This is a genomic window from Enterobacter cloacae complex sp. SHL009 (assembly GCF_049237205.1).
Lineage (GTDB): Bacteria > Pseudomonadota > Gammaproteobacteria > Enterobacterales > Enterobacteriaceae > Enterobacter > Enterobacter cloacae_M.
In genome coordinates, this window is sequence record NZ_JBMKIW010000002.1 from 331544 (window position 1) to 354377 (window position 22834).

The window sequence follows — 22834 nt, forward strand, 5'->3', positions numbered from 1 at the left end:
TTGGATCTTTTCGCGGGCCATTTTTAACCTGCATTTAGTGATATGGACAATTGGTTTCCTTCAGGACCCTTGGGAGAACTGAATCTATGGCCGAAACGCAAAACGATCCCCTGCTGCCGGGATACTCGTTTAACGCGCACCTTGTGGCGGGACTGACCCCTATCGAGGCTGAGGGATACCTCGACTTTTACGTCGACCGACCGCTCGGCATGAAAGGGTATATCCTCAATCTGACCGTGCGAGGAGAAGGGATCATCAAGAACGGTGACCAGCAGTTTGTCTGCCGCCCCGGCGATATCCTGCTGTTCCCGCCGGGGGAAATCCACCACTATGGCCGTCATCCCGATGCCAAAGAGTGGTATCACCAGTGGGTCTATTTCCGTCCGCGCGCCTACTGGCAGGAGTGGCTTTCGTGGCCAGCTATTTTTGCGCACACCGGTTTTTATCGCCCGGATGAGGTTCATCTGGCGCAGTTTCGCGAGCTTTTTGCGCAGATTATCGAGGCGGGACAGGCCGGTGGTCGTTACGCTGAACTGCTGGCGATTAACCTGCTCGAACAGCTGCTGCTTCGCCGCATGGAGGCGATTAACGAGTCGCTTAACCCCCCGCTGGACAACCGCGTGCGCGACGCCTGCCAGTACATCAGCGACCACCTGGCCGATAGCCAGTTCGATATCGCCAGCGTTGCTCAGCACGTCTGCCTGTCGCCGTCGCGGCTGTCGCATCTTTTCCGCCAGCAGCTGGGCGTCAGCGTGCTGAGCTGGCGCGAGGATCAGCGCATTAGCCAGGCAAAGCTGCTGCTCAGCACCACCCGGATGCCGATTGCCACCGTGGGACGCAACGTGGGCTTTGAGGATCAGCTCTATTTCTCCCGGGTATTTAAAAAATGCACCGGTGCCAGCCCGAGCGAATTCCGCGCGGGATGTGAATAAACGGTAAAAAAAGATAAACAAACAGGTGAATGCAGAAAGCAACCTGTAAACTATTCAGACAATTGTTGCCTTGACGTGGTGCGGGGCGCTAAGCAGAATCGCTGATTCGTTTTCTGACCGGAATAGTTATGCAGGCATTGCTGGAACACTTTATTACCCAGTCCGTTATGTACTCGCTCATCGCCGTGGCGCTGGTGGCGTTTCTGGAATCGCTGGCGCTGGTTGGGCTGATCCTGCCCGGCACCGTGATGATGGCAGGGCTTGGGGCGCTGATTGGCAGCGGCGAGGTTAATTTCTGGCAGGCGTGGCTGGCCGGGATAATCGGCTGCCTGCTCGGCGACTGGATCTCCTTCTGGCTGGGCTGGCGCTTTAAGAAGCCGCTGCACCGCTGGTCGTTCATGAAAAAGAACAAAGCCCTGCTGGATAAAACCGAGCATGCGCTGCATCAGCACAGCATGTTTACCATCCTCGTCGGCCGCTTTGTCGGGCCAACGCGTCCGCTGGTGCCGATGGTGGCGGGAATGCTGGATCTGCCCGTCGCAAAATTCGTGGTGCCGAACATTATCGGCTGCGTCTTCTGGCCGCCGTTCTACTTCCTGCCGGGGATCCTCGCGGGCGCTGCCATCGATATTCCTGACGGTATGCAAAGCGGTGAGTTTAAGTGGCTGCTGCTGGGTACGGCTGTGCTGCTGTGGCTGGCGGCATGGCTCTGCTGGCGGCTGTGGCGCAGCGCGAAAGCCAGCGTCGATCGTCTGACGCGCTATCTCCCGCGCACTCGTCTTTTGTGGCTGGCCCCGCTGACGCTGGGCGTGGCTGTGGTAGCCCTGGTCGCGCTGATTCGCCACCCGCTGATGCCTGTGTACGGTGAGATTTTATTGAAAGTGGTGAGCCGTTAAGGACTTTTTCCCTCTCCCTGTGGGAGAGGGCATCAGACGGCACGAATGCCCAACAGTGAAGACGCCCCCGCCTTACCGCTCAGCAGTTCTTCTGTTTTTCCATCCCACAAAATACGCCCTTCGGCAATCACTACCGATCGCGGGGCGATGCGGGCAGCATCCTCAATACTGTGTGAAACCATCAGCATCGTCAGCTGCTGGCGCTGACAAACGTCCTGCACCAGGGCGAGCATCTCCTGGCGCAGCGCGGGATCGAGCGCCGAGAACGGCTCATCCAGCAGCAGGATCGGCTGCTCGCGGACCAGACATCGCGCCAGCGCCACGCGCTGACGCTGGCCGCCGGAAAGCTCGCCCGGGAGCCTGTCGATGAACTCGTTGATCCCCATCTGGGCGGCAATGATCTCCAGCTTCTGGCGCTGGGCATCGTTCAGCCTGAGTCCCGGATGCATTCCCAGCGCGATGTTTTGCCGCACCGTCAGGTGGGTAAACAGGTTGTTTTCCTGAAACAGCATTGAGACCGGACGTTTTGCGGGCGGCGTGTGGGTATGATCTTGATTGTTAATGACGATCGCACCGCTTGCCGGCTGCAGAAAACCCGCAATCAGATTAAGCAGCGTGCTTTTTCCCGCGCCGCTTGGGCCAAGCACGGCGATCATCTCCCCCTGGCGCACGGAGAGCGTGAAGCGCATCGGCAGATGCTGGTAAAGCCAGGTTACATCAGTCAGTTTTAACATCACGCCCCGGAAGTTTTTCGATAACGGTAAATAAGGCAAAGCACAGCAGCAGCAGCAGCAGCGCGGTGACCGCGCCGTCCTGACTGCGATAAGAGCCGATCTGCTGATAGAGCCAGTATGGCAGCGTGCGGAAATCGTCATTGCCAAAGAGAGCCACCACGCCAAAATCCCCAATCGACAACACGCAGGCAAACGCCAGCGCCTGCGCCAGCGGGCGTTTTAGCGCGCGGAGTTCGACCACCCTCAGCCGCTGCCAGCCCTGCATACCCAGCGACTGGCACAGCAAACCGTAACGGCTGTTGACGTCGCGCATCGGGTTTTCCAGCACCTTAAGCGCGTAGGGGATGGCCATTAAGGCGTTGGTAAAAATCACAATGCCATCGGCGCTTTCCGGCAGGCCGATGGTGCTGTTGAACAGTAAAAAGAAGCCCGTCGCCAGCACGATGCCCGGCATCGCCAGAATCAGCATGCCCGTCAGCTCCAGCATTTGCCCGGCCTTACGGGCCTGCCGCGCGTAGAGTTCGCGGCTGCTCCACAGCAGCATCATGGTCAGCATGACGCACAGTAACCCTGCCGCCAGCGCGATACGCAGCGAGGTCCATGTCGCCTGCCAGAGGATGGGCTGTTGCAGGACGGAGATGAGATTGAGGTTCAGTCCGTCAACGATAACGGCCATCAGCGGCGGCAGCAGAAGCAGGAGCGCCAGCGCGATCAGGATAAAATCGATAACGCGGCTGTGCAGGCTGTCCTGCGGATCGCGCCAGCCGGTTATTTGATTACTGCCAGCGGGAATGGCTTTACTCAGCCGCTGGCTCACCAGCACCAGCACAAGGCAGCACGCCATCTGCACCATCGCCAGCAGCGCGGCGCGACCGGGATCGTAGTCGTAACTCAGCGCCTGATAAATCGCCAGCTCAATGGTGGTGGCCTGCGGCCCACCGCCGAGCGACAACACGGTGGCAAAGCTGGCAAAGCAGAGCATAAAGATTAACGCCGCGACGGGCGGGATCTGGCGGCGCAGCCACGGCCATTCGACAAAGCGGAAGAACGACACGCCGCGCATGCCGAGCTGGGCGGCAACCTGACGCTGCTCGCCGGGAATGTTCTCCAGCGCCTGCAAAAAGAGGCGGGTTGCCATCGGCATATTGAAAAACACGTGCGCCAGCAGAATGCCCTGCAGGCCGTAAGGAGAGAATGACCATTCCAGACCAAGCTGGTCGAACAGCGAAGCCAACCAGCCCTGGCGACCGTAAACGCTGAGGATGCCAAATACCGCCACCAGCACGGGCAGGATCAGCGTCATGGCGCACAGGCGCAGCAGTGCCAGCCTGCCGGGAAAACGCCGCCGATACAGGGCGCGCGCCAGAAAAATAGCCGGAATCACCGACAGCAGGGCTGAAAGCGACGCCTGCCAGAAGGAGAACCGGATAACGTGCCAGAGGTAGCTGTCGTGCCAGAGGGCGAGCAGGTCGCTCTCTGGCGCGTTGAACCACAGTGCAAGAAAAGCCCCCAGGCTGACCGCCACCATCACTGTGGCGGCGAGCAGCCCGGGAAGTAACCAGCCGGGAATCAACGGCTGACGGCGCGTTGCCATTCACTTACCCATGCTGCACGCTGCGCGGCGACCTGCTGCGGCGTAAACTCCAGCGAGGTGTTTGGTTTGGTCAGCTGCTCGAAACCTACGGGCAGGGTAACGTTAGTGACCGGATACATCCAGTTGCCTGCGGGAATCGCATTCTGGAACGCCGGTGAAACCATAAACTTCAGGAACTTCTCGGCCAGCTCCGGCTGTTTGCTGGCAGCGGTACGCGCGGCCACTTCCACCTGCAGATAGTGCCCTTCAGCAAAATCAGCGGCAGCGTAGTTATCTTTCTTCTCGGCGATAATGTGGTAGGCCGGAGAGGTGGTGTAGCTCAGCACCAGGTCGCTTTCGCCTTTCAGGAACAGGCCATAGGCTTCGCTCCAGCCTTTGGTGACGGTGACGGTTTTAGCGGCCAGTTTCTGCCACGCCTCCGGCGCTTTATCCCCATAAACCTTTTGCATCCACAGCAGCAGGCCCAGGCCTGGCGTACTGGTGCGCGGATCTTCATAAATCACGCGCCATTTCTGGTCACTTTCCACCAGCTCTTTCAGGCTCTTCGGCGGGTTTTTCAGCTTATTTTTGTCGTAAACAAAAGCAAAGTAGCCATAGTCGAACGGCACAAAGGTGTCGTTTTTCCAGCCGCCCGGCACGTTAACGGCATTTGCCGCTACGCCGCTTTTGGCAAACAGTTTGGTTTGCGAGGCGGCTTCCAGCAGGTTGTTATCCAGCCCGAGCACCACGTCGGCCTTGCTGTTTTTCCCTTCCATACGCAGACGGTTGAGCAGCGACACGCCATCTTCCAGCGCCACGAACTTCAGCTCGCAGTTACAGTCCGCTTCAAAGGCTTTTTTAACCACCGGGCCAGGGCCCCAGTCGGCAGAGAAGGAGTCATAGGTGTAGACCGTCAGGACGGGCTTCGCAAAAGCAGGCAGCGCAAACAGCGCCAGCAGGGGAAGAACTTTTTTTAACACTTTGCACCTCAAAGTTGAGTGGCAAAGGATTTTGAGCAACAGCCTCAAATCCCTTCGCCGGCGTTATCCGGATCAGGTTCGACGGGTATTATCTCAGCGCACATCTTTGATGCAGCACCCCGTTGAGAACGGCGCTATTGTAATGATTTGGTGAATATTACGAAAGCGTTATGGCTCCGGCGGCGCAAACCAGGCGGATTTAAAATCAAACCAGCCCAGGGTGTTCATCCGCAGGCCGCGCATGCTGCGCTGGCCCTGGATCATCAGCCAGTGGTGGATCAACGGGACGATCGCCTGCTCGGCCAAAAGCTGCTGGCACCAGGCTGCAAGATTCATTTCGCCCGCGCGCCACAGGGCGGCATCCTGCTGCCAGTCACGGTCGATGCAGTGCTGGATCAGCGGGACTTCATACAAATGCGAGAAAAGGGAAAAATCGAGCGGCAGGGTAAAGTTGGCGCTGTTGAGCCAGATATCACTGGCGATCTCCCCCTGATGCCATTCGTCATAGTCTACTTCCCTGACCTCTAACCTGACCCCCTCGGCTGCCAGCAGCCGGGTCATGATTCTGGCGATAAAACGATGCTCCACGTGTTCGCGGTAGTAGGTCAGGGAGATGGACTCCAGCCCGGCGGGTTTGTCGCAGTGCACCGGGCGGGCGTGGTGCCAGCGCGGAAGCAGGCCGTACGCCGGGAACCAGTATGTCTGGTACTGCTCTTCCGCATGGTAGATCAGATTGGAAGGGGACAAAACGTGGCTGACCCACCTGCGGACGGCCTGGTTTGCCCCACGGTGGGTGCGGCGGTCAAACAGGAGATAGTAACACCCTTCCTCCAGGCGACTCTCCACGGCTTTTTCTCCCGTGGTGGGGCCTTCCAGCGTCAGCCCGCAGCTCAGGTCTTCATTGAGATCCGGCAATACCCAGACGTTCACTTCGTCGATCAGCGCCCGATAGCCAAAGTAGTCGTCGAACGCGCGGATTTTCAGCTGGTTGCTGTTATTGCGGGACACGGAGTAAGGCCCGGTACCAATCGGCAGGCTGGCAAAGTTGTTCATTGATTCCCACTCGCCGGGCAAAATCATCGACGGCACATAGCCCAGCAGCCAGGGAAGCCACTTATCCTGCTGCGACAGCTCGATATCCAGCGTCCAGGCCGTGGGCGAGTGGACGCGGGAGATATGCGAGTAGAGCGGTAGCCTGCGGGCACGTTCCAGAGAGGCGATGACGTCGTGCATTTCCAGCTCGCGGCCGTGGTGAAAGTGGATACCGGGGCGTAAAAAAAAGCGCCAGTGAAGCGGGGAAACCTGCTGCCAGTGGTGCGCGATATCCGCCTCCAGTTCCCCGTTTTCCTCATTTATGCGCGTCAGGCCGCTGAATATTTGCCGGGCCATGTGGGTTTCAGAGCGGCGTAAGGCCGTGCCGGGCAACAGATTTTTCATCGGACGGTAGTAGAGCACCCGCAGAATGTGTCGGCCCTGACGAAAGCTGCGCCCGAGATGGGAAACCAGCATCTGGCGCACGGCGGCTTTGTCGCCCACCAGCTGGACCAGCTGATCGATGCGATCCTGCTCGAGCAGATCTTCCGCGCGCTGCTGCTGCAGCGCCAGCCCGGTATAGAGGAAAGTCAGCCGCGAGCGTTTGCCGCGTCCCGCCTCCGCTTCCCAGCTTAACCAGCCCTGCTGCTGCATGGTGTTGAGCAGCGTGCGCATATGGCGGCGGGAGCAGCTAAGCAGGTCGGCCAGCTCGTTGAGCGTGGTCTCCTGCGATTGCCCCTCGCAGCACTGCCAGAGGCGGATAAACTGTTGTTGCAGACGACCGGAAGGCATAAAAGGGGAACTCCTGACAAAAAACCAGCAATTTATTTATCCCTATATTAGGCCAATAATTCTCCTCGATGAAGCGAGGAGGTAAATTATGAAGAGGTCTACCGCACGTCAGTTTTATCAGCAGTACTTTTCAGCGACAAAAGGATCGTCCTGGCTGGCCCGCCGGTGTGCAGAGCAACGGCTGAAAACGTTAGAAGAATTGATGCAGTGGGACGTTACGACACCGACCTCTTCCCGCTAACTCGCCTCGATCATGTGTGACTGAGTATTGGTGCTTATCACCCGCCAGCAAAATGTTTTTGCTGGCTTTTTTCGTTAACTATTCACTCAATTTCGATTCGCTTTCACAAGGACTTGCGCATGCTGTGGTTGATGACGATGGGGCGACGCCTGAACGGTGTGTATGCCGCTTTTATGCTGGTGGCCTTTATGATGGGCGTGGCGGGGGCGCTGCAGGCGCCGACGCTGAGCCTGTTTCTCAGCCGTGAGGTAGGGGCGCAGCCGTTTTGGGTCGGCCTGTTTTACACCGTTAACGCCATTGCCGGGATCCTGGTCAGCCTCGCGCTGGCGAAACGATCGGACAGCCAGGGCGATCGCCGCAGGCTGATCCTCTTTTGCTGCGCCATGGCCGTGGGTAACGCGCTGCTCTTTGCCTTCAACCGTCATTATCTGACGCTCATTACCTGCGGCGTGCTGCTGGCGTCGCTGGCGAACACCGCCATGCCGCAGCTGTTCGCGCTGGCCCGTGAATATGCGGATAACTCGGCGCGTGAAGTGGTGATGTTCAGCTCGGTGATGCGCGCCCAGCTTTCGCTGGCGTGGGTCATTGGCCCGCCGCTGGCCTTCATGCTGGCGTTGAACTACGGCTTTACCACCATGTTTTCCATCGCCGCCGGGATTTTTGTCATCAGCCTGGCGCTGATTGCCTTCGCGCTGCCGTCCGTGGCGCGCGTCGAACAGACGACGGATAAACCTGTCACCGAGGTGAGCGGCTGGCAGGACAAAAACGTCCGCATGCTGTTTATTGCCTCCACGCTGATGTGGACCTGCAACACCATGTACATCATCGATATGCCGCTGTGGATCAGCAGCGATCTGGGCCTGCCGGACAAGCTCGCGGGGATCTTAATGGGAACTGCCGCCGGGCTGGAAATTCCGGCAATGATTCTGGCGGGTTACTACGTTAAGCGGTTTGGAAAGCGCAGGATGATGATCGTCGCCGTGGCGGCCGGGGTGCTGTTCTACGCGGGGCTGATCCTTTTCCATTCGCGGGAAGCGTTGCTGGCTCTGCAGCTGTTTAACGCCGTGTTTATTGGGATTGTTGCCGGGATAGGCATGCTCTGGTTTCAGGATCTCATGCCCGGCCGTGCCGGCTCGGCGACCACGCTTTTTACCAACAGTATTTCAACCGGAGTGATTCTGGCTGGCGTGATTCAGGGGGCGCTGGCGCAAAGCTACGGCCATGCGTCAGTCTACTGGATGATTGCGGCGCTATCCGTCGTGACGCTCCTGCTGACCTGCCGCGTAAAAGACGTGTGATCGGATGAGTGAAACGGAGCCCGGGAACGCCGGGCTCTGCGAACCGTTTTATTCTGAATACTGATATTTACGCTGTGCGCGTAGCGTCAGGTACATATGAACGAGGCCCATGAAACCGTGTGCCCAGAAGTATGTCTCGATAAAGACCGTCAGAAATTTATGCAAATCCAGGACGGATTCCGTGACGGACGAAACCGGCCCGAGCGTGGCGTTCAGCACGAACCAGGCCGCGCCGCAGAGTGCAACGCCCAGCAGCGCCAGCACGCCCAGACCTTGCACCGTTGCCGCCATACCGCCAGCATGCGCGTCAGGAAGCTGACGCTGCGCGAGGGTGCGAATATCGTCAACAATTCCGCGAAAATCCAGCGCCAGCCAGGCGAAGTAATACTTAAATCCGCGCTGGGTTAGCATCCATGCCATCATGGCAATGCCACAAAAAATTAAACCAAATCCGGAGATAACATGGATCCAGGTGACGATTCCGTTCAGCCCGGATTCGTGGAGGGCTTCACTTTCGGTGAAATTAGAATTGATAATCTGGGCCAGGACCAGTACGGCCACAAGAATGTGCAGTATGCGAAGAAAAGGCGTTTCTTTATGGGGAAGCGTATCGCGTAATGTTGGTTTCATCGCATTTTACCTCAATAATGAGAGAGCTGATGCGATGCAGTGTGGCGCAGATTAATTAACGAAACCTTAACGATCGCTTGCGTCACACTGTATTTATGCGTTTCGATTAGCGGGCAGGATCAATATGCGTCATCACGTTCAGCACATTGAATTTTTGCATCACGTTATTTCTGGCATTAACGGCAATCTGATGTCCTTCTTTTACGCTTAATTCGCCGTTTACTTCCAGATGAACATCGACAAGGGCTAAATCACCCATCTTGCGGGTTTTTAAATCATGGAGTCCGGTGACGCCCTCGGTTGCGAGAAGACACGTTTTGATGTCGTGCTCCAGCTCGGGCTCCAGCGAGCGGTCCATCAGATCGTGCAGGGCATCGGCAGCAAATTTGTAACCCATGTGGGCGATGAATACTCCGACAATCAAGGCCGCAATGAGGTCCATCGCGTGAAAACCCACTAAATTCCCGGCAATGCCGATGGCGACAACCACTGACGACGCTGCATCAGAACGGGCATGCCAGGCATTGGCTATCAGCAGCGAGGACTGAATACGTTTTCCCGTGGCAAACATGTATCGGAACAAGCTTTCCTTTACCACCAGCGCCAGAATCGCCACCCACAACGCGGCCCCTTTCACCAGCTGATGCGTATCGGGGTGAAGCAGTTTATTCCCTGCGGACCAGAGCATCCCGACCCCCACAAGCAGCAGAATAGCGCCAATAATGAGCTTTGCACCGTTTTCGAAACGCAGATGACCGTAATGATGATCGATATCAGAGGCTTTCTGACTCTTTTTATTCGCAACCAAAACGACAAAGTCGGAGGATAAATCGGAAAGAGAATGAATCCCATCAGCAATTAAACCTTGTGAGCCGGAAAATATTCCTGCAAGTATCTGAAAGGCAGTGAGTAAACTATTTATTATTACGCTTACTAATGTGCATTTATGTATTTCCCGAGAACGGATATGAGACTCATTGCCATTTTTCTTTTCCATGATTTTTTCCGCTGCCAGCTGATTGAGCGGTTATTCTGCGCAGGAAACATTAAATTGACATTAAATATAACGTCATTAGTGGCTGGGTTTGGGAAGTATTTACAGAAGGAGACGGGTATCAAGATAAAATGCGGCCTGCAGAATGGACTGCAGGCCGGAGGATTATTTCATAAATGCAGGTTGTTTGTTTTCGTAAGCGGCAATCGCCGCGTCGTGCTGGAGAGTTAAACCAATGCTGTCCAGACCGTTCAGCATGCAGTGACGGCGGAAGGCATCAATGCTGAAGCTGTAGGTCTTATCCCCGGCTTTCACCACTTCGGCTTCCAGATCCACTTCAAACGAAATGCCCGGATTCGCCTTAACCAGCGCGAACAACTCATCGACCTGTTCATCGCTCAGCGTGACGGGCAGCAGCTGGTTGTTGAAGCTATTGCCGTAGAAGATATCCGCGAAGCTAGGGGCAATGACCACTTTAAAACCGTAGTCGGTGAGCGCCCACGGCGCGTGTTCACGGGATGAGCCGCAGCCAAAGTTTTCGCGTGCCAGCAAAATGGAGGCGCCTTTGTATTCCGGGAAGTTCAGAACGAATTCCGGATTAGGCACTTCTCCCTTATCGTCCAGGAAACGCCAGTCGTTAAACAGATGTGCGCCGAAACCGGTACGCGTCACTTTCTGCAGAAACTGTTTTGGAATAATAGCGTCAGTATCGACGTTAGCGGCGTCCAGCGGGACAACACGGCCCGTATGTTGGGTAAATTTCTCTGCCATGATTGTCTCCTTATTTCAGGCTGCGAATATCGGCGAAATGGCCGGTGACTGCCGCAGCGGCGGCCATTGCCGGGCTGACCAGATGGGTGCGCCCACCGCGGCCCTGACGGCCTTCAAAGTTACGGTTGCTGGTGGAGGCGCAGCGCTCGCCCGGATTCAGGCGATCGTTGTTCATGGCCAGACACATGGAGCAGCCGGGCAGGCGCCACTCGAAGCCCGCTTCGATAAAGATCTTATCCAGACCTTCGGCTTCCGCCTGGGCTTTCACCGGACCGGAGCCAGGTACCACCAGCGCCTGCACGCCTGGTGCCACTTTACGGCCTTTGGCAATCTCGGCGGCGGCACGCAAATCCTCGATACGGGAATTGGTGCAGGAACCGATAAAGACTTTATCAATGGCGACATCGGTCAACGGCACGCCGGGCTTCAGCCCCATATAGGCCAGCGCTTTTTCGGCACTGGCGCGCTCGACCGGATCGGTAAAGGATGCCGGGTCCGGGATATTGTCGTTAACGGAAATTACCTGGCCCGGGTTGGTGCCCCAGGTTACCTGAGGCGCAATCTCTTCTGCCTGCAGCGTGACGACGGTGTCAAAGGCTGCGCCATCGTCGGTTTTCAGGGTTTTCCAGTACGCTACCGCGTCGTCAAAATTCTGACCTTTCGGCGCGTGCAGACGACCCTTCACGTAGTTGAAGGTGGTTTCGTCCGGCGCGACCAGACCGGCTTTTGCGCCCATCTCAATGGCCATATTGCACAGGGTCATGCGCCCCTCCATGCTCAGCGCCTGGATGGCTTCACCGCAGAATTCAACAACATGACCGGTGCCGCCCGCACTGCCGGTTTTACCGATAATGGCCAGCACGATGTCTTTTGCGGTAATACCCGGTGCGGCTTTACCCTTCACTTCAATCTTCATGGTTTTGGCGCGGCCCTGTTTCAGGGTCTGCGTTGCCAGAACATGTTCCACCTCGGAAGTGCCAATTCCGAACGCCAGAGCGCCAAACGCGCCGTGGGTCGCGGTATGGGAGTCCCCGCAGACGATCGTCATGCCCGGCAGGGTGATCCCTTGCTCAGGCCCCATCACGTGGACAATGCCCTGGTACGGATGGTTCAGGTCGTACAGCTCAACGCCAAATTCCTTGCAGTTCTTAATCAGCTCCTGCATCTGGATACGGGCCATCTCACCCGAGGCATTAATGTCTTTGGTCTGGGTGGATACGTTGTGATCCATCGTCGCGAAGGTTTTACCCGGCTGACGTACCGGACGCTTGTGCGCGCGCAGGCCGTCAAATGCCTGAGGAGAGGTCACTTCGTGCACCAGATGACGGTCAATGTACAGCAGCGGGGTTTCGTTTGGCGCCTCGTAAACAACGTGCGCATCAAACAACTTTTCATATAACGTCTTAGCCATGATTACACCCCTTCAGCGACATAGCGGGCAATGATGTCGCCCATTTCATCGGTACTGACTGCCGCCGTGCCGCGTGCTAAATCGCCGGTACGGACGCCCTCTTCTAACGCCCGGTTAATGGCGTTTTCAATTGCGGTTGCTGCGTCGCCTGCATCCAGGCTGTAGCGCAGCAGCAGGGCCAGGGAGAGGATCTGCGCAATAGGGTTGGCAATGTTTTTGCCTGCAATATCCGGCGCGGAGCCGCCCGCAGGCTCGTACAGGCCAAAGCCTTCTTCATTCAGGCTTGCGGAGGGCAGCATGCCCATCGAGCCGGTGATCATCGCGCACTCGTCAGAGAGAATATCGCCGAACAGGTTGGAGCACAGCAGCACGTCAAACTGGGACGGATCTTTAATCAGCTGCATGGTCGCATTGTCGATGTACATGTGCGACAGCGCGACGTCCGGGTACTGCTTAGCGACTTCACTGACGATCTCGCGCCACAAAATGGAGGACTGCAGCACGTTCGCTTTATCAATGGAGGTCACTTTATGGCGGCGTTTGCGCGCCGACTCGAACGCGATGTGGGCGATACGTTCGATTTCGAAACGGTGATACACCTCGGTGTCGAACGCTTTCTCGTGTTGTCCGCTGCCTTCGCGGCCTTTTGGCTGACCGAAGTAGATCCCGCCGGTCAGTTCACGCACGCACAGAATGTCGAAACCGTTGGCGGCGATATCCGCGCGCAGCGGGCAGAACTCTTCCAGACCCTGATACAGCTTCGCCGGACGCAGGTTGCTGAACAGCTTGAAATGTTTACGCAGCGGCAGCAGCGCGCCGCGCTCTGGCTGCTCTGCCGGCGGCAGGTGTTCCCATTTCGGGCCACCGACGGAACCAAACAGCACGGCATCGGCATTTTCGCAGCCTTCCACGGTCGCTTTTGGCAGCGGCGTGCCGTGGTTATCAATCGCAATACCGCCCACGTCATAGTGGCTGGTGGTGATTTTCATCGCAAAACGCGCGCGAACGGCTTCCAGTACTTTCAGCGCCTGTGCCATCACTTCCGGACCAATACCGTCGCCCGACAACACAGCAATATGGTAATTCTTCGACATTACACGGTTTCCTTGTTGTTCTCTTTATTCTGAGCTTTGCGTTGCAACTCTTTTTCGACTTCGGCGGCGCGCCAGATGTTGTTCAGAACATGCACCATCGCTTTCGCGGAGGATTCAACGATATCGGTCGCCAGGCCCACGCCATGGAAGCGGCGGCCATTGTGGGTAACAACAATGTCGACCTGACCCAGTGCATCTTTGCCGTGGCCCTTGGCCGTCAGGTCATATTTCACCAGCTCAACGTCATACTCGGTGACGCGATTAATCGCCTGGTAGATGGCATCGACAGGGCCGTTACCGTTAGCGGCCTCTGCTTTAATTTCATCCCCGCAGGCCAGTTTGACCGAGGCGGTGGCGATGTCGCTGGAGCCGGACTGCACGTTGAAGTAATCCAGACGGAAGTGCTCCGGCTCTTCCTGCTGCTTGTTAATAAAGGCCAGCGCTTCCAGGTCATAGTCGAACACCTGGCCTTTTTTGTCGGCCAGCTTCAGGAACGCGTCGTACAGCTGATCCATGTTGTAATCGCTGTCCTTATAACCCATCTCTTCCATACGGTGTTTAACCGCGGCGCGACCGGAACGGGAGGTCAGGTTCAGCTGTACCTGATTCAGGCCAATGGATTCCGGAGTCATGATTTCGTAGTTTTCACGGTTCTTCAGGACGCCATCCTGGTGAATACCGGAGGAGTGCGCGAAGGCGCCAGTACCGACAATCGCTTTGTTAGCCGGAATCGGCATGTTGCATATCTGGCTGACGGTCTGGCTGGTGCGCCAGATTTCGTTGTGATTGATGCGGGTGTGCACGTCCATAATGTCTTTGCGCACTTTGATCGCCATGATCACTTCTTCCAGCGAACAGTTGCCCGCGCGTTCGCCTATACCGTTCATCGCGCCTTCTACCTGACGCGCGCCAGCGTGGACGGCGGCGATAGCATTGCCTACGGCCAGACCCAAATCATCGTGGGTGTGGACGGAGATAATTGCTTTATCAATATTCGGCACGCGGTCATACAGGCCGGTGATGATGCTGGAGAACTCAAACGGCATGGTGTAGCCGACTGTGTCCGGGATGTTGATGGTTTTCGCGCCCGCGTTGATGGCGGCTTCCACAACGCGTGCCAGGTCTTCGATAGGCGTACGGCCCGCATCTTCACAGGAGAATTCAACGTCATCGGTATAGTTGCGTGCGCGCTTAACCATGTAAACCGCACGCTCAATCACCTCATCCAGCGTGCTGCGCAATTTGGTTGCGATGTGCATAGGCGAGGTAGCAATAAAGGTGTGGATACGGAACGCTTCGGCGACCTTCAGCGACTCGGCGGCGACGTCGATGTCTTTCTCTACGCAGCGCGCCAGGGCACAGACGCGGCTGTTTTTAATGGTGCGCGCGATGGTCTGTACGGATTCGAAATCACCCGGGGAAGAGACAGGGAAACCGACCTCCATCACGTCGACACCCATACGTTCGAGAGCCAGCGCGATCTGCAGTTTCTCTTTTACACTCAGGCTTGCCTGTAATGCCTGTTCACCGTCACGTAAAGTAGTATCGAAAATAATGACTTGCTGGCTCATGGGTTAGGTCCTTGTCAGTCTTAGGGCGCCTTGCTACGAGCATAAAAAAACCCGCGCAGTGGCGCGGGTTTTTAGTCTTACTGGTGACGATTCAACGCTGAATTTCGCCCGCCAGTCTACCGCGCACAGTGGATGCGTTTAGTAGTAGTAGACCGGTGAAACGAATGGTGCGTGTCATGAATCGTGCTCCGTTAAATTCAATATGCTTTTAGTGGTACTGGATACGGCTGTTCATGTCAACCCCTGAGGATGAAAACGGGCCCGACAGACGGAATCAACAGGATATTCACTTTAGCTAATTGTGCTGGTTTTAGCTTTCCCTGCCCGACTAATTGTCTAATTTTGGACTTAAAAAAAGAGTTGCAGAAACAAATGAATATAATTATTTAAAAATGAGTGAAATGTCTTGAAGGGGATGCTTTGTGCTTAAAGAGTTTGGATATCATTAAGTTATAAATGCAGTGAATCTATTTCGGAGTGCTAAAAAACGAACAGGGATAACAGGCTGTTAACTAATTGTAGGGAGATAGCAATAATAGTTTAATAATACTTAAGTCATCATTAACCTGATGGCAATTGTATATTTGTTTGGTTTGTGGTTTCATTCAGATCCTAAAGTCAAACATATCATTTTCGCTCATTAATTTTTGTTAATATAGAGTCTTTATATATTCCGAATTTTAAATAATTCTCTTTCGCTGATCGTATTTGCATGATAAATCATATTTTTCGAGATTATTGCAGTACGTTGGCAAAGGAGTGTAGCGTGACAGTGGAGTCAGAAGTGCCAGAAAACAATATTAAACAGTCTCAAGCTACTGATGGGATTAAACCGCAGTTACGCACGGTGGATCTGAATCTTCTGACGGTGTTTGATGCGGTCATGCAGGAACAGAATATCACCCGCGCGGCTCAAGCGTTGGGGATGTCACAACCTGCGGTGAGTAATGCCGTTGCCAGACTTAAGCTCATGTTTAACGACGAATTATTTGTTCGCTACGGGAGGGGGATCCAGCCTACGGCACGCGCATTCCAGCTGTTCGGCTCCATCCGCCAGGCGTTGCAACTGGTCCAAAATGAGCTGCCGGGATCGGGCTTTGAACCTTTAAGCAGCGAGCGCGTATTTCATCTTTGTGTCTGCAGCCCATTAGATAATTATTTAACGTCAATTATCTATAATAAAGTTGAAGAGATCGCACCAAATATCCATCTTGTTTTTAAATCATCTCTGAATCAAAACACGGAACATCAGTTACGCTATCAGGAGATCGAATTCGTTCTGGGATATGAAGAGTTCCGTCGTCCGGAATTTTCCTGCGTGCCGCTGTTTAAAGATGAAATGGTTCTGGTCGCCAGTAAAAAACACCCGCGCCTGAATTCTCCGCTGCGAGAAAACGATGTTTATAACGAGCAGCACGCCGTTGTTGCGCTCGACAGATATGCTTCCTTTAGCCTGCCGTGGTATGACACTGCGGATAAACAGGCGAGCGTGGCTTATCAGGGCATGGCCATGGTCAGCGTATTAAACGTGGTTTCCCAGACACAGCTGGTGGCAATTGCGCCGCGCTGGCTGGCAGAAGAGTTTTCTGACCCTTTAAATCTGCAAATTTTGCCTCTGCCGCTCAAGCTAAATAGCCGTACCTGTTATCTTTCCTGGCATGAAGCGGCGGGCCGGGATAAAGGACATCAGTGGATGGAAGAGTTGCTGGTTGGCATCTGCCGCCGGTAAATGCATCAGGATAAATCGCATTGGTTTATGTGATTTATCCTGAGTTTTTCTGGATACTTGATATTTTGTTCTGTGAATCTTTTTTTCTGACTGCTCTCCGGCGCGCAAAAATAGATGATTTCCTGCATTGTCGCGGTTTTCAGCGATGATTTATCACCCCATCCTCTATTCCCAGAGGAATTAACCATATCTTCTGATAACGGCTGCTTTTTCTGCTTTACACAGCGTTTATCTCACCGGGTTTGCTAATTGCCTGCCTCATAACGAGCGGTTAAGGTAAAGAACACTCTGCAAAATATAAGATTGGTTTATCCCAATCGTAAGACGGTGCGGAAATGAATTCGGCAGTCCGTCTATAACAAAATGCCTGGAGGCAAAGCATGGAGATGTTGTCTGGCGCGGAAATGGTCGTTCGGTCGCTGATCGATCAGGGCGTAAAGCAAGTGTTCGGCTACCCTGGCGGTGCGGTCCTCGATATTTATGATGCGCTGCATACGGTTGGGGGCATTGACCATGTTCTGGTACGTCACGAGCAGGCGGCGGTACACATGGCTGACGGCCTGGCACGTGCGACGGGTGAAGTGGGCGTGGTATTAGTCACGTCCGGCCCCGGCGCGACAAACGCCATTACCGGCATTGCGACGGCCTATATGGACTCCATTCCGCTGGTGATCCTCTCCGGGCAGGTGGCAACCTCACTGATTGGCTACGATGCGTTTCAGGAGTGCGACATGGTCGGGATTTCGCGTCCCGTTGTGAAGCACAGCTTTCTGGTCAAGCAAACAGAAGACATTCCCGGCATACTGAAAAAAGCCTTCTGGCTGGCGGCGAGCGGACGCCCGGGACCGGTGGTGGTCGATCTGCCTAAAGATATTCTCAACCCGGCAAACAAGCTGCCTTATGTCTGGCCGGAATCGGTCAGCATGCGCTCTTATAACCCCACAACGCAGGGGCATAAAGGTCAGATCAAGCGAGCGTTGCAAACGCTTCTGGCCGCCAAAAAACCGGTGGTCTATGTCGGTGGCGGGGCGATCAACTCTGCCTGTGAAGCCCAGCTTCGTGAACTGATTGAAAAGCTTAACCTTCCCGTTGCGTCGTCGCTGATGGGGCTGGGGGCGTTCCCTGCCACCCATCGTCAGGCGCTGGGGATGCTGGGTATGCACGGTACCTATGAAGCCAACATGACAATGCATCATTCCGATGTGATCTTTGCCGTCGGCGTGCGCTTTGACGATCGCACCACCAACAACCTGGCGAAGTATTGTCCGAACGCCACCGTGTTGCACATTGATATCGATCCAACGTCAATTTCAAAAACGGTGTCGGCTGATGTGCCGATCGTCGGCGATGCCCGTCAGGTTCTGGAGCAAATGCTGGACCTGCTGACCCAGGAGAGTGTAACCCAGCCGCTGGATGAGATCCGCGACTGGTGGCAGCAGATTGAACAGTGGCGCGCGCGTCAGTGCCTGAAATATGACACGCAAAGTGAAAACATTAAGCCGCAGGCGGTCATTGAAGCGGTGTGGCGACTGACGAAAGGTGAGGCGTACGTGACCTCAGACGTGGGGCAGCATCAGATGTTTGCCGCCCTGTATTACCCGTTTGATAAACCGCGACACTGGATCAACTCCGGTGGTTTAGGAACCATGGGCTTCGGTCTGCCTGCCGCGCTGGGCGTGAAGCTGGCGCTGCCGAATGAAACCGTCGTCTGCGTGACGGGGGACGGCAGTATTCAGATGAACATTCAGGAGCTGTCTACCGCGCTGCAGTATGAACTGCCGGTACTGGTGCTGAACCTGAATAACGGGTATCTCGGTATGGTCAAGCAGTGGCAGGATATGATCTACTCTGGCCGCCACTCCCAGTCCTACATGAAATCGCTGCCGGATTTTGTTCGTCTTGCTGAAGCTTATGGCCACGTAGGCATGCGGGTGACCGATCCGGCCGAGCTGGAAACGAAGCTCGCACAGGCGCTTGAGCACGTTAAAAACAACCGCCTCGTCTTTATGGATGTGATTGTTGATGGAACCGAGCACGTTTATCCGATGCATATTCGTGGTGGTGGTATGGATGAAATGTGGTTAAGCAAAACGGAGAGAACCTGATATGCGCCGGATATTATCTGTTTTACTGGAAAACGAGTCTGGCGCACTGTCGCGCGTCATTGGCCTTTTTGCGCAGCGCGGCTATAACATTGAAAGCCTGACCGTTGCCCCGACGGAAGATCCGACGCTGTCGCGCATGACGATCCAAACCGTCGGCGATGCCAAAGTACTTGAGCAAATTGAAAAACAGCTGCATAAGCTGGTCGACGTACTGCGCGTGAGCGAGTTGGGGCAGGGGGCCTACGTTGAACGTGAGGTCATGCTAGTGAAAATCCAGGCCAGCGGCTACGGGCGTGATGAAGTCAAACGCAATGCGGATATTTTCCGCGGACAGATTATCGACGTCACGCCTTCTCTTTATACCGTTCAGTTGGTCGGTACAAGCGACAAGCTGGATGCTTTCCTGGCGTCCGTGCGGGATGTCGCAAAAATTGTTGAGGTCGCAAGATCGGGTGTTGTGGGTCTGTCACGCGGCGAGAAAATCATGCGTTAGTTGTCAAAAAGGTTCGCCTCTTTCTGCCCGGTCACCAAAGCCGGGCTTTTTTTTGCGTAATCAGCCGACAACGCAGATAAAAGCGGTTGCCGCGAAGGCTTTTCTGCGTTTAGATGTTAAAAGATTTAACCATAACCTTGACAGGGCCATGGACTCTTTTCTTTTTTTAAGGGGCAATTGTGAAACTGGATGAAATCGCCCGGCTAGCCGGCGTGTCACGAACAACGGCCAGCTATGTGATTAACGGTAAAGCAAAGCAGTACCGTGTCAGCGACAAGACCGTTGAAAAAGTTATGGCGGTGGTTCGTGAGCATAACTACCATCCGAATGCTGTCGCAGCCGGTCTGCGTGCCGGGCGTACCCGCTCTATTGGTCTGGTGATCCCTGACCTGGAAAACACCAGCTATACCCGTATCGCCAACTATCTTGAACGTCAGGCGCGCCAGCGCGGCTATCAGTTGCTAATTGCCTGCTCGGAAGACCAGCCCGACAACGAGATGCGCTGCATTGAGCATCTCCTCCAGCGCCAGGTGGATGCAATCATCGTGTCGACCTCCTTGCCGCCAGAGCATCCGTTCTACCAGCGCTGGGCGAACGACCCGTTCCCAATCGTTGCGCTGGATCGCGCGCTCGATCGCGAGCATTTCACCAGCGTCGTGGGTGCGGATCAGGATGATGCAGAAATGCTGGCCGCAGAGCTGAGAACGTTCCCCGCAGAGACAGTGCTGTATCTTGGCGCGTTGCCCGAGCTTTCCGTGAGCTTCCTGCGCGAGCAGGGATTCAGAACCGCCTGGAAAGACGATCCGCGCGAGGTCCACTACCTCTATGCCAATAGCTACGAGCGTGAAGCCGCGGCGCAGCTGTTCGAAAAATGGCTGGAAACGCACCCAATGCCTCAGGCGCTGTTCACCACCTCGTTTGCGCTGTTGCAGGGCGTCATGGATGTGACCTTACGCCGTGAAGGTAAACTGCCCTCCGATCTGGCGATTGCCACGTTCGGGGATAACGAGCTGCTCGACTTCCTCCAGTGCCCGGTGCTGGCGGTAGCACAGCGTCACCGCGATGTGGCTGAACGCGTGCTGGAGATTGTGCTGGCAAGTCTGGATGAGCCGCGCAAACCGAAGCCGGGCCTGACGCGGATCAAACGTAATCTCTACCATCGCGGAATTTTAAGCCGCCAAAAATGAAATGACTGGGGCGGCGAAATCTGCCCCATTTTGTTGCGATAATTCGTGCGCATAATTCCCGGAGAGAAATTAGGATAATTCTTGAGAAATCCTAATCGCCTATTTTCTTAATTCATTCCTGCTTTTAAATTGGCCCTTTAAAGAACGTCCGGGCGATTTTAAACAGCCATCTTTGTATTAATTTGTTACAAACCCTCTTCGGCCGATGAATATTCAGACGTTTTTGCTCCTCCTTTGTCAGCTTACGTGGCAACCGCCGCGCTTACCGGGTGCCCGAGTGAATCTGGCGCTGTTATCCCCTGAGAATCTGTCATAAAATGCTGCCCGCGTCGCAAACTGACACTTTATATTTATCTGCGATGATATTGAGTGAGCTTTAACGCTAGTGTGCATATTCGGTTTTTTTCTTACAAATATTCATAACGTTAATTTTGCCTCGCCAGTTGTGCAGTTATTAACCAGGACTGTTTATCTCTGTAAATAGAGGGCTTTCGGGTCCTTATAGGGAGAGTCCTGGCTTGACAAGCTTTTCCCTCGCTCCGTAAACTCCTTTAGGTGGGAATTTGTGGGTTAAAGTGGTGAGGAGGGGTGAGACTGGCATGTTCCGTGGAGCTACGTTAGTCAATCTCGACAGCAAAGGGCGTTTATCGGTACCAACCCGATACCGCGACCAGCTGATTGAGAACGCTGCGGGTCAAATGGTTTGCACCATTGACATTAACTCCCCCTGCCTGCTGCTTTACCCCTTGCCTGAATGGGAAATTATTGAGCAAAAGCTGTCGCGACTGTCGAGCATGAACCCGCAGGAACGCCGCGTGCAGCGGCTTTTATTGGGACATGCCAGTGAATGTCAGATGGATAACGCAGGGCGATTACTGATTGCGCCTGTGTTGCGGCAACATGCCGGTCTGACCAAAGAAGTGATGCTGGTCGGGCAGTTCAACAAGTTTGAACTGTGGGATGAAACGACCTGGTATCAACAGGTCAAGGAAGATATCGACGCTGAGCAGTCTGATTCCGCGACATTATCGGAACGGCTGCAGGACTTGTCTCTATAAATATGATGGAAAATTATAAACATAAAACGGTGTTACTGGACGAGGCCGTTAACGGTCTGAATATTCGTCCGGATGGCATCTACATTGATGGCACGTTTGGTCGCGGTGGTCACTCGCGTTTGATTCTCTCCCAGCTTGGAGAGGAAGGACGTCTGCTGGCAATCGATCGCGATCCGCAGGCAATTGCCGTTGCACAGACCATCAATGATCCACGCTTTTCCATCGTGCATGGACCTTTCTCTGCGCTCGCGGATTATGTTGCCGAGCGCGGCCTGACGGGCAAGATCGACGGGATTCTTCTCGATCTTGGCGTCTCTTCACCCCAACTTGATGATGCCGAACGTGGTTTCTCCTTTATGCGTGATGGTCCGCTGGACATGCGGATGGACCCGACGCGCGGTCAGTCTGCCGCTGAGTGGTTACAGACCGCTGACGAAGCAGACATTGCATGGGTCATCAAAACGTTTGGCGAAGAGCGCTTTGGCAAACGTATTGCGCGCGCCATCGTTGAGCGCAATCGCACTGAGCCAATGACCCGCACCAAAGAGTTGGCTGAGGTGATCGCGGCGGCGACACCGGTGAAGGATAAGCACAAACATCCCGCGACCCGTACCTTCCAGGCGGTTCGCATCTGGGTAAACAGTGAACTGGAGGAAATAGAGCTGGCGCTAAAAAGCTCGCTCGACGTGCTGGCCCCGGGTGGGCGGTTATCCATCATCAGCTTCCATTCGCTGGAAGACCGTATTGTGAAACGCTTTATGCGTGAACAAAGCCGCGGTCCACAGGTGCCAGCGGGGCTGCCGATGACGGAAGAACAACTCAGGAAGCTGGGTGGCCGTCAGTTGCGAGCATTAGGCAAGTTGATGCCGGGCGAAGAAGAAGTGGCAGAGAATCCACGCGCCCGTAGTTCAGTGCTGCGTGTTGCAGAGAGGACGAACGCATGATCGGCAGAGTGACAGAGACCCTAAGCAAAGTTAAGGATTCGTTAGGAAGCAACGAGCGCCATGCCTTGCCTGGCGTGATCGGCGACGATCTTTTGCGGTTTGGGAAACTGCCACTCTGTCTGTTCATTTGCATCATTGTCACGGCAGTTACGGTGGTGACTACCGCCCACCATACACGTTTATTGACTGCGCAACGCGAGCAGATGGTACTGGAACGCGATGCGCTGGATATTGAATGGCGAAATCTGATCCTTGAAGAAAACGCGCTCGGCGATCACAGCCGGGTTGAACGGATCGCAACGGAAAAGCTGCAACTGCAGCATGTTGATCCTTCGCAGGAAAATATCGTAGTACAAAAATAAGGGAAAA

At 55.0% G+C, this 22834-nt stretch carries 22 protein-coding genes and 1 riboswitch; of the genes, 11 read left to right on the forward strand and 11 right to left on the reverse strand.

What is annotated here, in order from left to right; genetic code table 11:
- Positions 1-86: 86 nt before the first annotated feature.
- Both araC and ACOTZC_RS08050 read left to right on the forward strand, forming a co-directional pair.
- Positions 87-932 (forward strand): arabinose operon transcriptional regulator AraC, encoded by an 846-nt coding sequence (gene araC, locus ACOTZC_RS08045; protein ID WP_023310373.1) that lies wholly within the window; start codon positions 87-89, stop codon positions 930-932.
- Between the two features lie 128 nt (positions 933-1060).
- Positions 1061-1828, forward strand: a complete 768-nt coding sequence (locus ACOTZC_RS08050) for a DedA family protein (RefSeq protein ID WP_023310374.1) — start codon at positions 1061-1063, stop codon at positions 1826-1828.
- A 32-nt stretch (positions 1829-1860) separates the two neighbouring features.
- Here ACOTZC_RS08050 and thiQ read toward each other — a convergent pair whose 3' ends face one another.
- From thiQ to sgrR, 4 genes are all read right to left on the reverse strand, one after another.
- Complete coding sequence (gene thiQ, locus ACOTZC_RS08055) at positions 1861-2562, reverse strand: thiamine ABC transporter ATP-binding protein ThiQ (protein WP_033144617.1); 702 nt, start codon at positions 2560-2562, stop codon at positions 1861-1863.
- Complete coding sequence (thiP, locus tag ACOTZC_RS08060; protein WP_045400990.1) at positions 2546-4156, reverse strand: thiamine/thiamine pyrophosphate ABC transporter permease ThiP; 1611 nt, start codon at positions 4154-4156, stop codon at positions 2546-2548. Before thiP ends, thiQ begins: the two co-directional genes overlap by 17 nt.
- Positions 4132-5115 carry a thiamine ABC transporter substrate binding subunit gene (gene thiB / locus ACOTZC_RS08065; protein ID WP_045400991.1) on the reverse strand — a complete coding sequence of 328 codons (984 nt, stop codon included), beginning with the start codon at positions 5113-5115 and terminating at the stop codon, positions 4132-4134. The genes thiP and thiB overlap by 25 nt, the downstream gene beginning before the upstream one ends.
- Before the next feature lie 31 nt (positions 5116-5146).
- A riboswitch (TPP riboswitch) is annotated at positions 5147-5247 on the reverse strand.
- Between the two features lie 36 nt (positions 5248-5283).
- The gene (gene sgrR, locus ACOTZC_RS08070) at positions 5284-6939 is read right to left on the reverse strand and encodes an HTH-type transcriptional regulator SgrR (protein ID WP_047173699.1); all 1656 of its coding nucleotides are present in this window, start codon (positions 6937-6939) and stop codon (positions 5284-5286) included.
- Positions 6940-7027: 88 nt separating this feature from the next.
- Here sgrR and sgrT point away from each other — a divergent pair, with 88 nt between their 5' ends.
- Complete coding sequence (sgrT, locus tag ACOTZC_RS08075) at positions 7028-7180, forward strand: glucose uptake inhibitor SgrT (protein ID WP_023334488.1); 153 nt, start codon at positions 7028-7030, stop codon at positions 7178-7180.
- Positions 7181-7299: 119 nt separating this feature from the next.
- Positions 7300-8478 carry a sugar efflux transporter gene (locus ACOTZC_RS08080; RefSeq protein WP_023310380.1) on the forward strand — a complete coding sequence of 393 codons (1179 nt, stop codon included), beginning with the start codon at positions 7300-7302 and terminating at the stop codon, positions 8476-8478.
- Between the two features lie 48 nt (positions 8479-8526).
- Here ACOTZC_RS08080 and ACOTZC_RS08085 read toward each other — a convergent pair whose 3' ends face one another.
- The 7 genes from ACOTZC_RS08085 to leuL form a co-directional block, all read right to left on the reverse strand.
- The gene (locus tag ACOTZC_RS08085) at positions 8527-9108 is read right to left on the reverse strand and encodes a cytochrome b/b6 domain-containing protein (protein WP_045400998.1); all 582 of its coding nucleotides are present in this window, start codon (positions 9106-9108) and stop codon (positions 8527-8529) included.
- 106 nt (positions 9109-9214) lie between these two features.
- Entirely contained in the window at positions 9215-10105 is an 891-nt protein-coding gene (locus tag ACOTZC_RS08090) for a cation diffusion facilitator family transporter (RefSeq protein WP_045401000.1), read from the reverse strand.
- Between the two features lie 162 nt (positions 10106-10267).
- Entirely contained in the window at positions 10268-10873 is a 606-nt protein-coding gene (gene leuD / locus ACOTZC_RS08095; protein ID WP_039260825.1) for a 3-isopropylmalate dehydratase small subunit, read from the reverse strand.
- Positions 10874-10883: 10 nt separating this feature from the next.
- Positions 10884-12284 carry a 3-isopropylmalate dehydratase large subunit gene (leuC, locus tag ACOTZC_RS08100; protein WP_126303577.1) on the reverse strand — a complete coding sequence of 467 codons (1401 nt, stop codon included), beginning with the start codon at positions 12282-12284 and terminating at the stop codon, positions 10884-10886.
- A 2-nt stretch (positions 12285-12286) separates the two neighbouring features.
- A complete protein-coding gene (gene leuB, locus ACOTZC_RS08105) occupies positions 12287-13378 on the reverse strand; it encodes a 3-isopropylmalate dehydrogenase (RefSeq protein WP_126303576.1) in 1092 nt (363 codons plus the stop codon).
- Positions 13378-14949, reverse strand: a complete 1572-nt coding sequence (gene leuA / locus ACOTZC_RS08110) for a 2-isopropylmalate synthase (RefSeq protein WP_023310386.1) — start codon at positions 14947-14949, stop codon at positions 13378-13380. Before leuA ends, leuB begins: the two co-directional genes overlap by 1 nt.
- Before the next feature lie 91 nt (positions 14950-15040).
- On the reverse strand, positions 15041-15127 hold the full coding sequence (leuL, locus tag ACOTZC_RS08115; RefSeq protein WP_071786497.1) for a leu operon leader peptide: 87 nt from the start codon (positions 15125-15127) through the stop codon (positions 15041-15043).
- A gap of 606 nt (positions 15128-15733) precedes the next feature.
- Here leuL and leuO point away from each other — a divergent pair.
- The 7 genes from leuO (at position 15734) to ftsL (ending at position 22827) form a co-directional block, all read left to right on the forward strand.
- Complete coding sequence (leuO, locus tag ACOTZC_RS08120) at positions 15734-16678, forward strand: transcriptional regulator LeuO (RefSeq protein ID WP_029741223.1); 945 nt, start codon at positions 15734-15736, stop codon at positions 16676-16678.
- A gap of 380 nt (positions 16679-17058) precedes the next feature.
- Entirely contained in the window at positions 17059-18783 is a 1725-nt protein-coding gene (gene ilvI, locus ACOTZC_RS08125) for an acetolactate synthase 3 large subunit (protein WP_023310388.1), read from the forward strand.
- 1 nt (position 18784) lies between these two features.
- The gene (gene ilvN / locus ACOTZC_RS08130; RefSeq protein WP_023310389.1) at positions 18785-19276 is read left to right on the forward strand and encodes an acetolactate synthase small subunit; all 492 of its coding nucleotides are present in this window, start codon (positions 18785-18787) and stop codon (positions 19274-19276) included.
- A 179-nt stretch (positions 19277-19455) separates the two neighbouring features.
- Entirely contained in the window at positions 19456-20463 is a 1008-nt protein-coding gene (gene cra / locus ACOTZC_RS08135) for a catabolite repressor/activator (protein ID WP_008501993.1), read from the forward strand.
- Between the two features lie 599 nt (positions 20464-21062).
- Complete coding sequence (mraZ, locus tag ACOTZC_RS08140) at positions 21063-21521, forward strand: division/cell wall cluster transcriptional repressor MraZ (protein ID WP_021240528.1); 459 nt, start codon at positions 21063-21065, stop codon at positions 21519-21521.
- Positions 21522-21523: 2 nt separating this feature from the next.
- Positions 21524-22465, forward strand: a complete 942-nt coding sequence (gene rsmH, locus ACOTZC_RS08145) for a 16S rRNA (cytosine(1402)-N(4))-methyltransferase RsmH (protein WP_333032902.1) — start codon at positions 21524-21526, stop codon at positions 22463-22465.
- On the forward strand, positions 22462-22827 hold the full coding sequence (gene ftsL, locus ACOTZC_RS08150; protein ID WP_008501989.1) for a cell division protein FtsL: 366 nt from the start codon (positions 22462-22464) through the stop codon (positions 22825-22827). Before rsmH ends, ftsL begins: the two co-directional genes overlap by 4 nt.
- Positions 22828-22834: the final 7 nt, after the last annotated feature.

Bases quoted from the DNA above. Each gene is read 5' to 3' on its own strand.
- araC (WP_023310373.1), top strand. From the start codon at position 87: ATGGCCGAAACGCAAAACGATCCCCTGCTGCCGGGATACTCGTTTAAC.
- ACOTZC_RS08050 (WP_023310374.1), top strand. From the start codon at position 1,061: ATGCAGGCATTGCTGGAACACTTTATTACCCAGTCCGTTATGTACTCG.
- thiQ (WP_033144617.1), bottom strand. From the start codon at position 2,562: ATGTTAAAACTGACTGATGTAACCTGGCTTTACCAGCATCTGCCGATG.
- thiP (WP_045400990.1), bottom strand. From the start codon at position 4,156: ATGGCAACGCGCCGTCAGCCGTTGATTCCCGGCTGGTTACTTCCCGGG.
- sgrR (WP_047173699.1), bottom strand. From the start codon at position 6,939: ATGCCTTCCGGTCGTCTGCAACAACAGTTTATCCGCCTCTGGCAGTGC.
- sgrT (WP_023334488.1), top strand. From the start codon at position 7,028: ATGAAGAGGTCTACCGCACGTCAGTTTTATCAGCAGTACTTTTCAGCG.
- ACOTZC_RS08080 (WP_023310380.1), top strand. From the start codon at position 7,300: ATGCTGTGGTTGATGACGATGGGGCGACGCCTGAACGGTGTGTATGCC.
- ACOTZC_RS08085 (WP_045400998.1), bottom strand. From the start codon at position 9,108: ATGAAACCAACATTACGCGATACGCTTCCCCATAAAGAAACGCCTTTT.
- ACOTZC_RS08090 (WP_045401000.1), bottom strand. From the start codon at position 10,105: ATGGAAAAGAAAAATGGCAATGAGTCTCATATCCGTTCTCGGGAAATA.
- leuD (WP_039260825.1), bottom strand. From the start codon at position 10,873: ATGGCAGAGAAATTTACCCAACATACGGGCCGTGTTGTCCCGCTGGAC.
- leuC (WP_126303577.1), bottom strand. From the start codon at position 12,284: ATGGCTAAGACGTTATATGAAAAGTTGTTTGATGCGCACGTTGTTTAC.
- leuB (WP_126303576.1), bottom strand. From the start codon at position 13,378: ATGTCGAAGAATTACCATATTGCTGTGTTGTCGGGCGACGGTATTGGT.
- leuA (WP_023310386.1), bottom strand. From the start codon at position 14,949: ATGAGCCAGCAAGTCATTATTTTCGATACTACTTTACGTGACGGTGAA.
- leuL (WP_071786497.1), bottom strand. From the start codon at position 15,127: ATGACACGCACCATTCGTTTCACCGGTCTACTACTACTAAACGCATCC.
- ilvI (WP_023310388.1), top strand. From the start codon at position 17,059: ATGGAGATGTTGTCTGGCGCGGAAATGGTCGTTCGGTCGCTGATCGAT.
- ilvN (WP_023310389.1), top strand. From the start codon at position 18,785: ATGCGCCGGATATTATCTGTTTTACTGGAAAACGAGTCTGGCGCACTG.
- mraZ (WP_021240528.1), top strand. From the start codon at position 21,063: ATGTTCCGTGGAGCTACGTTAGTCAATCTCGACAGCAAAGGGCGTTTA.
- rsmH (WP_333032902.1), top strand. From the start codon at position 21,524: ATGATGGAAAATTATAAACATAAAACGGTGTTACTGGACGAGGCCGTT.
- ftsL (WP_008501989.1), top strand. From the start codon at position 22,462: ATGATCGGCAGAGTGACAGAGACCCTAAGCAAAGTTAAGGATTCGTTA.